Below are 16,016 nucleotides of genomic sequence, written 5' to 3'. Positions count from 1 at the left end.
AGCACCGCCAGCCCGCCCTCACGATGCGTCACCGCCACGGCCTCGTCGACCGTCACCGGACGATACAGGTCGCGCAGATGCGTCATGATCCAGCCCGTCCCAGCCGCCTCGTCCTCGACGCCCGGCTCCTGCGGCACGACGCCCGCTTTAACCAGCGCGTGGCCGACATCCGCCACCGTCGGCTGGCGGTCGAGCGTATCCAGCCAGGGCAGCGCATGGCCGCGCTGCCGGAAATAGGCCGCGATCTCCTGAGCATCGCGGGAATTGCGCTCGAACACCGAGGCGGCCAGCGCGACGATCGCCGGAGCCGCCGGATCGACGCCGTAGATCAGCACGTGCCATAGCTTGCTGCCAAAGGCCGAGTCGAGTTCGAGCGCCGGGATTACGGTAACACCGTGGCGGACGCCCGCGTCCAGGGCCGCCTGCACCTGGCTGGTCGTGTTGTGATCGGTCACGGAGAGCACCTGCACGCCCTGCGCTTGGGCGTAGCGCACCAGCTCATCCGGCTCCCAGGTGGCGTGGTGCGGCGTGGCGATCGTATGGGTATGCAGATCGATCAGCATCGCGGGCGACTAGACCTCGTAGTCCAGCACCAGCATGTGGTCGAGGCGCGGCTTGAGCCGCTCGAATGCCGCGACATGGCTGGGATGCTGCTGATAGCGCCGCAGCGCGTCGGTATCCGTAAACTGGCTGACCAGGCCGAAGTGACACGACACGGGCCGTCCGACGATGTCGCGCCGGACATCAAGCCCCGCGATCTCGGCGATCTCGTCGGTCAGCGCCGCGAAGTCGGCCATGTGCTCGGCGATCGTCGCCTCGTCGACGTCTTCCTTGAGCCGAAACAGCACAAGATGATGAATCATGCAATCATTCTCCCGAATCGACATGGATGCGCCGCTCTACTTCTCGAACGGCTGGCCCCAGGTTTCGGTGAAGGCCAGCTCGTGCACGCTTTTGCGCTGCGTCGATGACCAATCGATCGTCGGGCGCTTCACGTCTGGATTGGTGTAGCCCAGGCGGAACAGCACCAGCAGCGCCTGATCGTCAGGCACGCCCAGCAGCGCGACGATCTTTTCCCACTGACCGGCGACCTCCATCGGCGTCGAGATGAACTGCATGCCGATGCCGAGCGCCGTCGCCGTGAGCCAGAGCGTCTGGATCACCGCGCCCAGCGAGATCACGGAGTAGAGCGCCGAGAGCTGGCCCTCCTGGTACTCCGCGCGGGTCAGCGTAATGCCCAGCAGCAGCGGCGAGGACGCCACCAGCTTGTGCGCGTCTTTGCCCAGCACGCGCGGCACCTGCAACGTGTTCATCACCGCGCCGCCCTTTGGCGAGAACACATAGCGCACGAACGGCTTGATCGCCGAGGGCATGTTGTCGAGATAGATGCCATCCGCCGATCGCTCGACCTCTGCCTGTGAGAAGCGAAAGTAGCGGCTGTAGCGCCGCCAGAAGGTGCCTTCTTCCATCAGCAGCCGCATCGACTCGCCCGCGATGTCGGCGATCCGCTGCCGCCGCGCCGCGTCCTGCACCACGATAAAGCGCCACGGCTGCGAGTTGAAATGCGAGGGCGCGTGCGACGCCATCTCCAGCAGGTGACGTAGATGATCGGGCGCGATTGGCTGAGGTTGAAACGCGCCGTTGGTGGTGCGGCGGCTTCTAATCGCATCGAAGAGCTGCATATACATACCTGACGTTGGGCGTTACAGACTTCAAGGCCCACCAGCCGAAACGTTGCCGCCTGCCGGTGAACCTTGTCGTGTACACGTACTTCCCGATTATAGCACGGCTTGTCGTGTGCTCGCCGCGTGCCCAACGCCGGGCCATTGCTCCAGGCTTCGAGTTCCTGGCCCTCACCCACGCCCAGAGGGCACCCGCCTCTCCCACTGCCATAGGAGAGGGGAGCAGCCTATTCTTGGTTCTCGGTTCTTGGTCCTTGGTGCTCGCCCCTTTGTTCCCTTGTTCCCTTGTTCTCTGTTCTTTGTTCTTTGTTCTCTAGATCGCCTCCTGCTTTTCGCGCACCGTCTCCAGATGGCCCAGGTGACACGCCTCGGAGAGCGAAACCAGGAACGGCAGCTCCTCGGTATACTCGATCACGCTGATCGAGGCGTTCGTGATCCACAGCCGGTTGATGCGATCCATGTGCATGCCCAGCGCGTCGGCGATCAAAATCTTGACGACCACGTCATGCGTCGATGCGACGACCGTGGCATCCGAGCCGTGCTCTTTGCAGACACGCTCGCGGAAGTTCAAGGTGCGCTTGAGAATATTGCTGAAGCTCTCGCCGCTGGGCATCTGGCAGCGCGTCGGAAAGGTGCGCCATTCTTCCAGGGTTTCGGCATAGCGCTCGCGGACATCGGCGGCGAAAAGACCCTGCCAATCGCCGTGGTGGATCTCCAGCAGCGCCGGATCTTCCTGAATCTCAAGGCTGGGATGATACTGAGCAATCGCGTCGGCGGTGCGGCGCGCGCGCTGAAGATAGCTGCTGTAGATCGCATCCAGCTTTTCAGCCGCTAGGCGCTCCGCCAGCGCCTCAGCCTGGCGCAGCCCCAGCTCCGACAAAGGCGCGTCGAGCTGGCCCTGGTAACGACCGATCCGGTTCCACTCGCTCTCACCATGACGTACAAGAATCAGGCGCATATACCCCCCAGATGTGACGACATTAAAAAAGCACGGCGTGCTGTCACAAGCATCCGCGCTTAACATAGGGCATTGTAACGATCATCGGGCGAATGTCAAAGACGATCGGGCTGCCGCCGGATCACGCCTGCGCCTGCTGCTGGTCGTACTTTGCCAGCTCTTCGTCGATGATCAGCAGCGCCAGGTGGACCTGCGACGACGGCGCGATGATGTTGTAGTCTACAATTTTGTTGTTGATCTCCACCACGCGCGCGAGATATTGTTGCCGCAGATGGTTGCGCTGCATTGGATTGGTCTGCGTGCGTGCGTGCGCATAAGCCCGAAAGCGCTCCAGCCGCGCCAGATCCTCGCGGATCTCTTTGTTCATCTCCACCCACAGCGGCGCCAGGCCCGTCGACCGCAGCACCCGAAAGGCCATCTTCAGCTCATCGGGCACGAAGCGATCTTCGTCCAGATTGAGCGGCTGTCCCATGCCGCGCAGATTATCGAACAGGCCGCGCTCCATGCCGTCTTGAATGCGCTGCTCGACAAGACCCTGCCAATCGCCGGGCGACCGCCGCATCGATCGCGCTTTCGCGATCTGATTCTGCCCGTCGGCTGGTTGCTCGTCTTTCTTGGCCTGTGCCAGCTCGCCGCGCGCCAGCATCGCCTCGATCTCGGCCTCGGCGCGTCGGTCAAGATACCGTCTCGGCATCGGCGGCCTCCTTCTAGACCCTGAGGTAATATGTGAATTTTAGCACAAACGAAAGCGCGGCGTCAATAGATGCAGGATACAACGGTAGAAGCGAGGGTGGACTGAGGAGCCGTGGCTTTCACTACAGCGCCGAGGAATCCGTAGAGGCGTATCGCAATACGCCCCTACGAACAATTGGACGATTCAACCTTTGCGACCGGCGCTACCGGCGCGGAACGTTCCGGCCCTTGGACTTGTTGCGCCGCTGGCTGGTCTGGCCGCTCTGTCGCTGCTGCTGCTGCTGCGTCAGCTTGGGCGCTGCCGCCGCGCCGCTATCGCCGTTGCCGCCCGTCGCGCTCGCCGCCACGGCTGCCACCGCCACGGCGGGCGTCGCCTGCACGCGGTTGGGCGCTCCGTGGCACTTCTTGAACTTCTTGCCGCTGCCGCAAGGACACGGCTCGTTCGGGCCAACCTTGAGGTCGCGAACACGGCTAGCGCCCAAGACCATCTGCTGCTGCACGTTGGCGGCAAAGCGCGGCAAGTTGTTGAAGAACGTCTTGACCGTCGTTCGATCGATCGTGTCGAGCAGCTCCTCGAACATCTTGAACGCCTGGGTCTTGTACGCCACCAGCGGATCGCGCTGCGCGATGCCCTGTAGCCCGATGCCCTGTCGCAGATCTTCCATCGCCGTCAGGTAATCGGCCCACTCGCGGTCGATCGCGTTGAGCATCAGCTCGCGGCTATAGCGATTGAGCAGATCGACGCCGATCAGCGAGCGCCAGCGGTCGAACGAGCGATCGACCAGTTGCTCCAGCCCGGCGGTCTGCCCGTCGTCGTCGAGCTGCGCCAGCCGATCCAGCGCGTCGATCCAGGACTCGTTGACCGCGCGGAGGAACACGCGCCCATCTTCCTCGCTCAAAGCATTCCCGGCGAAGACCGGCTGAAGCGCCTGACGCACCGGAGCCTGCCACTCCTGAAGCAGATCGCTTCGCTCGGATTCGGGCAGCGCGATCATCAGGCCATCCAGCGCATCGGCAAACATCGCGAGATACTGATCCGGCGACAGCCCCGGCACGAACGGCAGCACGCGCTGTAGCTCGTCGGCAAAGAGCCGCAGGTGATTGCCCTCCTGGTAGCTCTGCTGGATCACCGACTCGAACTCACGCTGCACCAGCTCCGGCGACGCGCCCGCCAGACGCTCAGGCGCGATCGTATCGATCTGCGGCAGGATCGGGCGAATACGACGACGAGCGCCCTCCACGTTGATCACGCCGGTCGCCTGCACCGTCGAGGCATCGACCGCCTTCTCGATCTCGCCGGTCATCCAGCCCTCGTAATCGTCGACGTACCGATCGAGCATCAGGTCCAGCTCAGTGTAGAACAGGCTCTTGATGCGCTTTTCGAGATCGCCCTCGGTGTTGGCCCGCCACTGCTCGTCGAGATAGCGCTCGACAGCGGCGCGGTCGGCAGCCTTCAGCTCGTCGAACGCCTCCACCGGATCGATGTCGACAAACTCCGCGACATCCTCCAGCAGCAGACGCAGCGGATGCTGCTGGTGCTCGGCCTCGGCGATCAACGGCTGCAACTGCGCGCTGCGATCCTCATCGCCCAGCGCGCGCAGCTCCGAAAGATTCAGCCGCTCGCTGCCCGGCAGCAGCCGCGCCAGCTGTCGCTCGATCTCCGGCCCGTTGCCGTTGTTAACGCCCGCCGCCAGCTCCTCGACCTGCCCGGCGACCCAGTCGGCATAGCTGCCGAGGTAGCGCTGCACCAGCATCTGCAACCGGCGCTGGATCTCGCCCTGCTCAAGGATCGCCCGCCGCCGCGCGTAGATCACCTCGCGCTGCTTGTTCATCACGTCGTCGTAATCGACCACGCGCTTACGCACGTCGAAGTTGTAGCCCTCGACCTTGGTCTGCGCGTTTTCGATCGACTTCGAGATCACGCCGAACTCGATCGGAATATCATCCTCGAAGCCAGCCCGCGACATAAAGCCTTTGACTCGATCGATGCTGGGGCCGAAGCGCTTCATCAGCTCGTCTTCCAGCGAGATATAGAACCGCGACAGGCCGGGATCGCCCTGACGACCGGCGCGACCACGAAGCTGGTTGTCGATGCGCCGCGCCTCGTGCCGCTCGGTACCGATGATCATCAGGCCGCCCAGCTCGCGGATCAGATTGGCATCGGCCTCGACCTGGCTCTTGATCTGCTGGATACCGCCGATCAGACTCTCGTCCAGCGTTGGCGTCGTGGCGATCAGCGTTCGCGCCTCGTCCAGATTGCCGTGCAGCACCGCCTGGATCAGGCGCGCTCGTGCCGCATAGATTCGATCGAAGAGCTGGTTTGCCAGGAACTCGACCTTGTCGTTGCGATACGACTCAAGATCGGAGCGCACCGCCTGGATCTGCGCGATCTGCTCTTCGCGCAGGCCGGACGTGTTTTGCACGATCTGCCGCGCCAGGCCGACCTCGTTATCCAGCACGTCGTTGACGAAGGCCCAGCGCGCCGCGAAGGTTTCCGCCGAGCCTTCGGCATAGCGGCTCAGGAAGAAGAGCGCCGGATTGGCCTCGAAGTGCTGAAGCATCTCGTCGTACTCGTGCTTGGCCCGCCGCAGCTCGTCCAGCACCACCGTCGGCAGCTTATGCCGTTCGAGAGTCTGCTCGATCTGCTGCTCGTTGCCTTCGATGATCGGCTTCGCAACCGCTTTGATCTGCTCGCGACGCACGCCGTTCTCTTCGAGGTAGTGCGCGGCCAGCGCATCGGGATTGCCGCCGAGCAAAATGTCGGTGCCACGACCGGCCATGTTGGTGGCGATCGTCACCGCGCCGGGTCGTCCGGCCTGCGCCACGATGCGCGCCTCCTGCTCGTGCAGCTTGGCGTTCAACACCTGATGCGGCAGGCCATTGCGCAGAAACTCCGTCAGCCGCGCCTGATCGTCGATCTTGAGCATCGCCGCGAACCGATCGAGGATCTCCGGCGCGAGCGCATCGGTCGACAGGCTCAGCGCCTGCGCTGTTTGCCGCAGCACGGTGAATGGCACCTGCGAGATCGGCATGTCCAGGCTTTCGGCAAACGCCTTGCGCACATCCTCGCTCACGCCCTTGGTATCGCGGATCACCGTCATCAGCACCGAGGAGAGCGCCAGATTCTTGAGCGCGCCCGGCTTGAGATAGGCCGCCAGCCGCTCGGAGTTTTCGATCGAGGCCGTACCGACCAGCGTCGGCTGCCCGCGCACCGCAGCGCCCAGGATCTCGCGCACCACCGCGCGGTACTTGGCCTCCTCGGAGCGGAAGATCTGATCGTTGCGGTCTTCGCGGATCACCTCGCGGTTCGTCGGGATCGGCACCACATCTAGCTTATAGATCTTGGCAAACTCCTCCGACTCCGTCAGCGCCGTGCCGGTCATACCCGACAGCTTCTTGTACATGCGGAAATAGTTCTGGATCGTGATCGTGGCATAGACCATCGTCTCGTCCTGAACGCGCACGCCCTCTTTCGCCTCGACCGACTCGTGCAGCCCATCGGACCAGCGCCGACCGGGCATGGTGCGTCCGGTCTGCTCGTCGACGATAATCACCTCGCCGCCCTGCACGATATAGTCTTTATCGCGCTTGAAAACGTACTCGCCTTTGATCGCGTTATCGAGATAGTGCGTCAGCTCGAAATATTCCGGCTCGTAGATGTTGGCATCGTCGGGAATGCGGCCCGCGTCTTTCAGCCGTCGCTCGATCTTGAGAATACCCGCGTCGGTCAGCGCGATGCTCCGATGCTTCAGGTCGAGCACGTAATCGGCGCTATCGATCGCCCGCTGCGCGTCGGAGCGACGCTTATTGTCGCCAAACTCCAGATCTTTCTTGTAGGCGTCGTACTCGCGCTGCTCGATGCCGCGCAGACCCTTGACCAGCCCCGCGAAGTAGTGGTAGTCGTCGCCCGCGGCGCGCGCAGGGCCGGAGATAATTAGCGGCGTGCGCGCCTCGTCGATCAGGATGTTATCGACCTCGTCGACGATCGCATAGTTGAGCGGACGCTGCACCGTTTGCTCGAAGCGCGTCGCAATATTGTCGCGCAGATAATCGAAGCCAAACTCGTTGTTGGTGCCGTACGTAATATCGGCCTCGTAGGCTTCGCGCCGGGTGACAGGCCGCCAGTGGACGAGGCGCTCATCTTCTAGATTTGATTTGGGATCGAGATAGTCGGGATCGTACACCGCCGAGAAGTCGTGGGCGATAGCGGCCAGAGAAACGCCAAGCAGATGATAGATCGGCCCGTTCCAACCGGCGTCGCGCCGCACAAGGTAGTCGTTGACCGTGATCAGATGGCTCCCCTTGCCTTCGAGCGCGTTCAGGTAGAGCGGCAGCGTCGCCACCAGCGTCTTACCCTCGCCAGTCTTCATCTCTGCGATCTTGCCCTGGTGCAGCACAATACCGCCGACCATCTGCACATCGTAGTGCCGCTTTTCGATCGTGCGCCGCGCGGCCTCGCGGACGGCAGCAAAGGCTTCCGGCAGCAGATCGTCAAGTGTCTCGCCCTCGCGTAAACGGCGCCGAAACTCGTCGGTTTTAGCGCGCAACTGTTCATTCGTCAAGGCTTCAAATTCCGGTTCGAGCGCATTAACCTGATCCACGATCGCGTACAGGTCGTTCAGCACTCGCTCGGTAGTATCGCCGCTAAACAGTCGGCCAAGCCATTTGAACATACAAACACCTCAAAACCGTGCAGCGCTCCGAATGATGGTAGCGGGCCAGCACGGCAACCAAACACAACGTTTAAAGGGCCTACCTGGGATACAAGAGGAAGATCATATCGCAGGTGCTACTTGGGTGATACGCAGCGCGCCTGTCCCCAGATCTGCCAACAGCCGTTTACGCATGGTATGGGCCGCATCGAACATTATACCAGATGCAATCGGTCAGGTTTTCGCGCAGTTTCGATCTAGTATAAATTGAGTAAAAATAGGTCGATCAGCACGAAACGATTTTCCGAAGATCCTTTTTGACGCTGCACCCGGTAGATCCGCTGTGACATTTGTTCCCTGGCAGCATTTATGTAGGCAAATGCGGGCAGCGCATTCATCATATCCGTTCACAGCATCAACCTGGATATTCCTCTGGTTTCCAACAGGTCTAAGCACATGCCGCGTCCATTCGGCAGATGAGACGTATCCCAAATGGCAGGCGTTCCATTGGAAGCAGAGCGAATAGCGTTCGCCCGCGCGTTATCCTGAACTGCACAGAGTGTATGGCCCATCCACCCCCTTACCCGATCTTGTGTACCCATCATTGGTGTGCCCGGCAGGGCATCGTATTTTACTGCAATCCATCATTGCATGTCGGGAGGTATTCATCATGATCAGTCCGATCGTCGCGCTCCTCACGGAAATTATCCCGTCTCCATCCGTTGCAACGCTCAGCCCGATCGTCGTTGGCAGCAATGACGATGGTGTCCTGGGGGGAGATCAGAACGTGAGTACACAAACCGAACTCGCAGCGGCTCAGCTTAACGAAGGCCAGGATCGACGGCAACTGTTCGTAGGATATTGGGATTGCGTCGGCACGAAGAGCACCAAAGGCATCGGCGAGGAGCCGTACCATGCACACATGCATAACCTTTGGACGCTTCAGAATGTGTGGCTGCTGATCCAGTTTCAGGAATACCAGCCCACGGCAGGCAAGCCGTTTGCCGAAGATCAATACTGGGGCTTTAGCGACAATCCGGTCAAGCATACCCGGCCAATGATGACCACCGGCAACGGCTTCGGGGTTGTCACCTCGTCCGGCTGGGAGGGCGATACAAGCCAGTGGACGGGCACCTACAGCGTCGGCGAGATCACCTTCGATCTCACCGAGACGATCACGATCCTCGACCATAACAAAATTCAGTGGGGCGGTAAGATCATCCTCGGCGGCGAGGTGGTCGGCACCTACGATCTGCTCTGCACACGCCAGAACCAGGGGCATAACGGCAACATGCCCACGGCCTAGCGCCACGCCTAAACAAGCGACGATCACACGGCGCAGGACCAGCGGAATGGTCCTGCGTTTGGTTTAAGCACGATGTTCTTTTGCAAGCTCCCAACCTTTCCCCGCTTGCGCCCACGTGACACGTGATCTAAGATGAGCGGAAACCGATTTCTGAAATATCTTATCGTGCAACGTCGCAGCTCGGCGCTCAACCAATGATCGCACCACGCAACGAAGCTATGGCAACGATCGACGAAGTCGCAGCGCGCGCCGGAGTGGCGCGCGGCACCGTCTCCAAAGTGCTCTCCGGCACCTACTACGCCAGCGCGCGTACCCGCGAGAACGTCTTACGGGCGGCTGCCGAGCTGGGCTACCGGCCCAACCTTGCGGCGCGCGCGCTCTCCAAAGGCCGCACCTTCGTGCTTGGCCTGCTGATCCCGTACGATCCCGATCAGCTCTTTGCCGATCCGCACCTCCTCGACATCATTCGCGGCGTCGAGGCTGCCGCCAGCCAGCGCGACTACAACGTGCTGCTGTCGACGGCCTATACTCCGAACGATCCCTCCAGCGCCTTCAGCCGCGTGCTGCGCTCCAGCTACGTCGACGGCCTGATCGTGATCGAGGGCACGAACATGGCGCTGATCGGGGAGCAGATCAACCAGCAGCGCATGCCCTGGGTAGTCAGCGGCTACAGCGTGCCCGGCAGCAACGCCCCGTGCGTCCACGCCGACGACCAGACGACGACCGCGCGGCTGGCCGAGTACCTGCTGGGCCTGGGCCATCGACGGATCGGCGTGATCAACTCCGAGCCGCGTCCCGGCAGCTTCGACGAGCGATTACGCGGCTTGCGGCAAGCCCTGGAGCGGCAGAGCCTCGCGCTCGATCCGGCGCTGCTGGCCTGTGGCGACATGAGCATCGAGAGCGGCTACCACGCCGCCGCGCGGCTGCTGGCAGCCTCCGAGCGTCCCACCGCGATCTGCGCGCTCAACGACCGCATGGCGCTCGGCGCGCTACAGTATGCCCGCGATCATCGCGTGCGCGTACCCGACGACCTCTCGATCACCGGCTTCGACGACATCGGCGCCGCCGCGCTCAGCAGCCCGACGCTCACCACCGTGCACCTGCCAAGCTACCGCGCAGGACAAGAGGCCGTTCAACTGTTGTTTCACCTGATGGACGGCACCGAAGCGCCGCGCGAAGTGCTCGTCCCGACCGATCTGATCGTGCGCGGCTCGACCGGCCCCGCGCAACAGGAGGCGCTGAAGGTGTGATCCCCAAGCGCCGCGATCTGCCGCTCAACGACGAGCCGAGCGAGCAAGCGCTGCCCGCGTCCCCAGGCGAGCAACGGATGCTGCCGCCGCCGGGCGTGACGATCGAGCGGGCAATGCCGCCAGTGTAGCCATTCGAGCCACAAACCGGCTATAATTGGGCGATTTCAACATCGCACCATTGAGGCTGAGCATGTACGAAGGTAAACCACTGCTGCTGGTCATCGGCGGCTCCGATACAGGTCGCACCCCGATCGCAGCCGCGCTGCTGCGTCGCGCGCTGGGCGCTGGCGCTATCGTGCTGACCGCCGGGGTGCTCTCCCACGCGGGCGAGAGCGCCGCGCCTGAGGCACAGATGGCGCTTGAGCAGATCGGCGTCGATCTGAGCCGCCATATTTCGCGTCCGCTGGACGACGTAGATCACCAGGCTGCCGAGCTGCTGCTGGCCGTCGATCGCGGCACCGAGCTGGTGCTCTTCACCCGCTTTCCGAAAGATCCGCGCGTCGGCTGCCTGTCGGTCATGGCCGACATGCCCGATGTGCTCGATCCGCACCGTATGCCGCTAGGAGTGTGGGTCGCGGTCGTTCGCCAGATCGAAGAGCAGGTTGCCAAAGCGCTGCCGACGCTGCGCCAGCGGCTTGGCGTTGCCGAGCAGGAGCCTGTGGAGGCGTCCGACGAATCGATCAACATCATGCCGAGCGAGCCGTTCATGCTGGGCGCAGGGCCGCGCAAACTCTGGGAGAGCGACGAGGAGATGCAGCGCTTGATGCGGCTGATCAACGAGGAGCAGGGCCGTGAGGCTGAGCCGATCGCCGAGCCGGGCAGCAACGGCGTGCCCGAATCGTTCCAGGCCGACGAAGCGCCAAGCGATTCCGACTTCGATACAGGCGAGGCGGGAGCGGCAGCGCCGAGCGAGCCGCAGGCCAGCGCAGCGCCACCAGCCCAGCAGGCAGCGCCGAGCGAGCCGCAGGCGACCAGCCGCGCCGACGATGTGACGCGCATGGGCCAGATGTTGGAGGCGGCGGGCAGCGTGCCGGAGATTATCGACTGGCAGCGGCTACGTCAGGAGTTGATCGCCAGGCTCAGGTCGGTCGCGCGGCAGCCGATGGGCGGGATCGACTTTGCGCCAGCCGCCGCGCTGATGATCGAGGGCAAGCTCGTGCAGCATAGCAGGCTGCCTGATCGTGAGGCGCTCTACCTGCTCCACCGCTCGATCCTGCGGCTCAGGCAGCCGCTCACCCCCGCCGATCTCGCGACGGTCGGCGGCGAGCTGGCGCAGTGGTGACGGGCAGAGGTTGAAGCCAGAAGCGACAATCAGGCAGGTGTAGAGACGTATTGACGAAGGTTAACGAATTAATCGGGATTTCGGATCGTAGGGGCGTGATGTATCACGCCCGTTCAAACCTCATGATCACGACCTGGGGCGTATGCCATACGCCCGTACACCCGTATCCCGCATCACGATTCAAACATCATCAATACGCCCCGAACGATTCGTTCGATCTGCCCGCCGCGCTTTACTCCTCAAAGACCAGCTTGATCTCGTCGCGCCGGGCCGGATCGAAGTTGGGAATGGGATACTTGCCGGTAAAGCACGCGCCGCAGAACGACTTGGGATCGCGGCCTGTCGCGCGCAGCAATCCCTCATATGAGAGATACGCCAGCGAGTCGGCCTGAATATAATCCTGAATCTCAGGCACCGACATGCGGTGCGCGATCAGTTCGGGATACGTCGCCATGTCCACGCCCATAAAGCATGGGTGGCGGATCGGCGGCGACGACACGCGCACATGCACTTCCGTCGCTCCGGCCTCGCGCAGCAGCCGCACGATCGGGCCGCTGGTGTTGCCGCGCACGATCGAGTCGTCGACCAGGATCACGCGCTTGCCGGCCAGCGTGCTCGACAGCGGATTGAACTTGAGCTTCACACCCTGCTTGCGCAGCCGATCGTCGGGCTGAATGAACGTGCGCCCGATGTAGCGGTTTTTGATCAGCCCCTCGGTGTAAGGCAGCCCCGACTCCTGGGCATAGCCGATCGCCGCAGGTGTGGCCGAGTCGGGCACGCCCATCACCACATCGGCATCGACCGCCGACTCGCGCGCCAGCTCGCGGCCCAGCTCCATGCGCACCGAGTGGATCAGCTGATCCTGGAGCATGCTGTCGGGACGCGCAAAATAGATGTACTCGAAGAGGCAGAGCGCCGACCGGGGCGCTGGATGCCGTGCGATCGTGTGCGGCCCCTGCTCGTCGATCATCACGGCCTCGCCCGGCTCGATGTCGCGAATCCAGTCCGCACCGATCGTCGAGAGCGCGCAGGATTCGGAGGCGACGACCCAGCCGCTATCGCCCAGCTTGCCGAGGCACAGCGGACGCAGGCCAAGCGGATCGCGCACCGCGTAGAGGCCATCTTTGGTCAGGATCGTCAGGCAGTACGCGCCCTCGGCACAATCCATAAAATGCTCGATGCGGTCGGACCAGTGCGGCCCGTCGCCGCCGAGCAGCACCATCGTCGCGACCTCGCTATCGGATGTCGAGGTCAGGCCGACGCCACGCTTGAGCACCTGGGTACGAAGCTGTGCCGCGTTGGTAAGATTGCCGTTATGGGCGAGCGCCAGCGGGCCGAGATAGGACTCCATCGTGAAGGGTTGCGCGTTTGCGATCAATGAAGAGCCTGTGGTCGAATAACGGGTATGTCCGATCGCGATATGGCCTTTGAGCGGCTCCAGAGATTGCTCGTCAAAGGCTTGCGCGACCAAACCCATCTGCTTGTGGGCGTTGATCTTCTTGCCGTCGGACACAGCGATGCCCGCGCTCTCTTGTCCGCGATGCTGCAAGGCATACAGCCCAAAAAACGTGAGGCGCGCTACGTCCTCGCCGGGGGCATAGATCCCGAAGACCCCGCACTCCTCATGTGGATGATCACCAAACATTACCTTTTTCCCTCGCTGAAGACGAGTCCCTGAGTATTATACCAGACGCTTTTTTGCCCTCCGCCGCAGATCGGCTCGCTGCACTGAATCAGCCCCGGCTTTGCTTACCCGATTGACACGACGCGCAAATTTGACTACACTGCTTATTGCAACTATTTGCAATAAGCGGCATTGCAGAATCTAAAGAACCTACTCGGAAAAGCGTACAGGCGACTCTGCATCAGAGAGGAAACGGCCGGGGACGCCCCCGGCCTGACGGCGCAGTATGAATCATTCAAACGATATTCAAACGCTACGGAAACAAGGGTATCGGCTGACCCGTCAGCGGATGCTGATCCTCGACGTGCTGCGCGATAGCGGGCAACATCTGACCGCCGATCAGATCTACGCCGAGGTATCGCGGCAGCATCCTGAGATCAATCTGGCGACGGTCTATCGCACGCTGCAATGGCTGCATCAGGTCGGGCTGCTGCGCAAGATCGATGTCGGCAAAGACCGGCTTGAGTACGAGTACGCTACCGAGGCCGATCATCACCATCTGATCTGCAAGGCGTGCGGCACCGAGATGCAGATCGACAATCACGTGATCGAAAAGCTGCAAGCGCATATTTTGGAGCACTACGGCTTCGAGGCCGATCCCGACCATGTCGCAATCTTTGGGCGCTGCGCGCAGTGCCGGGCGGCGCTTCCCGAATAACGATAGCTCTTGGCGGAGGCAGATATGCTGGAAACCCTGGTTCGATCGCTGGTGCTGGCGCTTCACATCTCCGATGGATTATTGTCGCTTCCGGTATCAGCGCTCTTCTGGCTGCTGACGGTCGCGTCCGTAGGCTGGGCGGTACGGCGCACCGAGCAAGCACTCGACGATCGCCAGGTGCCGCTGATGGGCGTGATGGCAGCATGTATCTTCGCGGCGCAGATGCTCAACTTTCCGATCGTCGGGGGCACATCCGGGCACCTGCTTGGCGGCGCGCTCGCAGCGATCGTGCTGGGGCCGTGGGCGGGCGTGCTGGTGATGACCTGTGTGGTCGCGCTGCAAGCGCTGCTCTTTCAGGACGGCGGCATCGTCGTGATGGGTGCGAATATCTTTAACATGGGCGTGCTCACCGCGATGAGCGGCGGCGCTGTGTTTTACATCCTGCTGCGGATCATCGGGCGCAGAGCATGGGGGCTGGTAGGCTCAAGCTTCATCGCGGCCTGGCTGACGGTCGTGCTCTCGGCCACGATGACCTCGCTGCAACTGATCGCTTCGAGCGCCTATCCCGCGTCGCTGGTCCTGCCGACGATGATTGGCGTGCATATGCTGATCGGCGTCGGCGAGGGATTGATCACGGCGGCGGCGCTCTCCTTCTTGCTGGCGACACGGCCAGACATCCTGCCAGCCTGGATCGCCGACGAGATGCGCGGCACGTCGCGGCCACTTTCGACGCGCAAGATCCTTGGCTTCGGCCTTGGCATCGCGGGGATCATGGCGCTGCTGTCGCCGTTCGCCTCGTCCGCGCCCGATGGCCTGGAGTGGGCGCTGCAAACCTTGGGCGGCGGTTCCAGCGGGCTGAGCGCCGGATCGCCGGTTGGCCTGCTGCCCGACTACACGATCCCTGGCGTCGGGGGCGGCCTCTCGACGATCCTGGCCGGGCTGGTCGGCGTGCTGATCGTCGTGGCGCTCGGCTACGGCAGCGCGCTGCTGATCCGGCGACGCCGAGCCGAGACGCGGGCCACCAAGTCGATCACGACTTCCTGACGAGAAGAGCATGACACAGCAATTTCTCGATCGCTATATCGCCGGTTCGAGCGCGATCCACGGGCTGGATGCGCGGGTCAAGCTCGTGCTGACGGTCGCGATCATCGTCTGCGCCGCGCTGATGCCGATCGGCGCGTGGCTGGCGCTGCTGGCGCTGACCGTGCTGATCTGGACGGCGATCGTCGTCTCCGGCGTGGGGCTGCTCACCATTCTCCGGCGCTCGCTGCTGGCGCTGCCGTTCTTAGCCGTCGTCGTGACGCTGATCTTCAGCGTGCCGGGCCGCCCGCTCTTCGAGCTGCCGCTGGGCTTTGCCACGCTGACGGCGACGGATGCCGGTCTGCTGCGCTTCACGACGATCATCTGGAAATCCTGGCTGTCGATGCAGGCGGCGCTCTTGCTGACGGCGACGACGCATTTTCTGGAGGTGCTGCGGGCGCTGCAAGCGCTGCGCATGCCCAGGATCATCGTCGCGCTGCTGTCGTTCATGTATCGCTACCTATTCATTCTGGTGGACGAGGCGCAGCGGCTGCTGCGTGCCCGCGAGTGTCGCTCGGCGGCGCTTGAAGGATCGGGTGGCGGATCGCTGCTGTGGCGGGCACAGGTGACAGGCCGACTGGTGGGAACGCTGTTTTTGCGAGCCTTCGAGCGCTCGGAGCGGATCTACGTGGCGATGCTCTCACGCGGCTATACCGGCGAGCTGCACACGCTGCGCGCGCAGGCCATCGGTCGGCGCGATCTGTGGTTTGGGGTCGGCGGCGGTGTCGTGCTGGCGATTATCACGGCGCAAGCCTTTTTGGGATAGCGAAA

14 protein-coding genes are annotated in these 16,016 nt (G+C 62.8%); 7 read left to right on the top strand and 7 right to left on the bottom strand.

Annotated features, from left to right (window positions below):
• The 6 genes from VFZ66_11740 to secA all read right to left on the bottom strand — a co-directional run.
• Positions 1–563: PHP domain-containing protein (locus tag VFZ66_11740; protein HEX6289859.1), on the bottom strand; the 563-nt coding region annotated here is incomplete at its 3' end.
• Positions 564–572: 9 nt separating this feature from the next.
• Positions 573–863, bottom strand: coding sequence for a Dabb family protein (locus VFZ66_11735; GenBank protein HEX6289858.1), 291 nt, complete (start codon positions 861–863; stop codon positions 573–575).
• Between the two features lie 36 nt (positions 864–899).
• Positions 900–1,682 (bottom strand): nitroreductase family protein, encoded by a 783-nt coding sequence (locus VFZ66_11730; GenBank protein HEX6289857.1) that lies wholly within the window; start codon positions 1,680–1,682, stop codon positions 900–902.
• A 313-nt stretch (positions 1,683–1,995) separates the two neighbouring features.
• Positions 1,996–2,640, bottom strand: coding sequence for a histidine phosphatase family protein (locus tag VFZ66_11725; protein HEX6289856.1), 645 nt, complete (start codon positions 2,638–2,640; stop codon positions 1,996–1,998).
• Positions 2,641–2,761: 121 nt separating this feature from the next.
• A complete protein-coding gene (locus VFZ66_11720; protein ID HEX6289855.1) occupies positions 2,762–3,334 on the bottom strand; it encodes a DUF1992 domain-containing protein in 573 nt (190 codons plus the stop codon).
• A 202-nt stretch (positions 3,335–3,536) separates the two neighbouring features.
• Complete coding sequence (gene secA, locus VFZ66_11715; GenBank protein ID HEX6289854.1) at positions 3,537–8,006, bottom strand: preprotein translocase subunit SecA; 4,470 nt, start codon at positions 8,004–8,006, stop codon at positions 3,537–3,539.
• A gap of 766 nt (positions 8,007–8,772) precedes the next feature.
• Here secA and VFZ66_11710 point away from each other — a divergent pair.
• From VFZ66_11710 to VFZ66_11695, 4 genes are all read left to right on the top strand, one after another.
• Positions 8,773–9,291, top strand: coding sequence for a hypothetical protein (locus VFZ66_11710; protein ID HEX6289853.1), 519 nt, complete (start codon positions 8,773–8,775; stop codon positions 9,289–9,291).
• A gap of 218 nt (positions 9,292–9,509) precedes the next feature.
• Positions 9,510–10,541 carry a LacI family DNA-binding transcriptional regulator gene (locus VFZ66_11705; GenBank protein ID HEX6289852.1) on the top strand — a complete coding sequence of 344 codons (1,032 nt, stop codon included), beginning with the start codon at positions 9,510–9,512 and terminating at the stop codon, positions 10,539–10,541.
• Entirely contained in the window at positions 10,538–10,669 is a 132-nt protein-coding gene (locus VFZ66_11700; protein HEX6289851.1) for a hypothetical protein, read from the top strand. Before VFZ66_11705 ends, VFZ66_11700 begins: the two co-directional genes overlap by 4 nt.
• Positions 10,670–10,731: 62 nt before the next feature.
• Positions 10,732–11,823 carry a hypothetical protein gene (locus VFZ66_11695; GenBank protein HEX6289850.1) on the top strand — a complete coding sequence of 364 codons (1,092 nt, stop codon included), beginning with the start codon at positions 10,732–10,734 and terminating at the stop codon, positions 11,821–11,823.
• Positions 11,824–12,055: 232 nt separating this feature from the next.
• On the opposite strand, the gene purF is transcribed toward VFZ66_11695, so the two are convergent.
• Positions 12,056–13,468, bottom strand: coding sequence for an amidophosphoribosyltransferase (purF, locus tag VFZ66_11690; protein HEX6289849.1), 1,413 nt, complete (start codon positions 13,466–13,468; stop codon positions 12,056–12,058).
• Between the two features lie 265 nt (positions 13,469–13,733).
• On the opposite strand from purF, the gene VFZ66_11685 reads away from it, so the two are divergent.
• Genes VFZ66_11685 through cbiQ form a run of 3 tightly spaced genes read left to right on the top strand, consistent with a single transcriptional unit; the run spans position 13,734 to position 16,011 of the window.
• Positions 13,734–14,165, top strand: coding sequence for a Fur family transcriptional regulator (locus VFZ66_11685; GenBank protein HEX6289848.1), 432 nt, complete (start codon positions 13,734–13,736; stop codon positions 14,163–14,165).
• Positions 14,166–14,189: 24 nt separating this feature from the next.
• Positions 14,190–15,209, top strand: coding sequence for an energy-coupling factor ABC transporter permease (locus tag VFZ66_11680; GenBank protein ID HEX6289847.1), 1,020 nt, complete (start codon positions 14,190–14,192; stop codon positions 15,207–15,209).
• 10 nt (positions 15,210–15,219) lie between these two features.
• On the top strand, positions 15,220–16,011 hold the full coding sequence (gene cbiQ, locus VFZ66_11675) for a cobalt ECF transporter T component CbiQ (protein ID HEX6289846.1): 792 nt from the start codon (positions 15,220–15,222) through the stop codon (positions 16,009–16,011).
• Positions 16,012–16,016 lie beyond the last annotated feature (5 nt).

This window comes from Herpetosiphonaceae bacterium, assembly GCA_036374795.1.
In the GTDB taxonomy this organism is placed as follows: Bacteria; Chloroflexota; Chloroflexia; order Chloroflexales; family Kallotenuaceae; genus LB3-1.
Note: the sequence above shows the minus strand (reverse complement) of the source record. Positions and strands in the feature narration are given on the sequence as shown.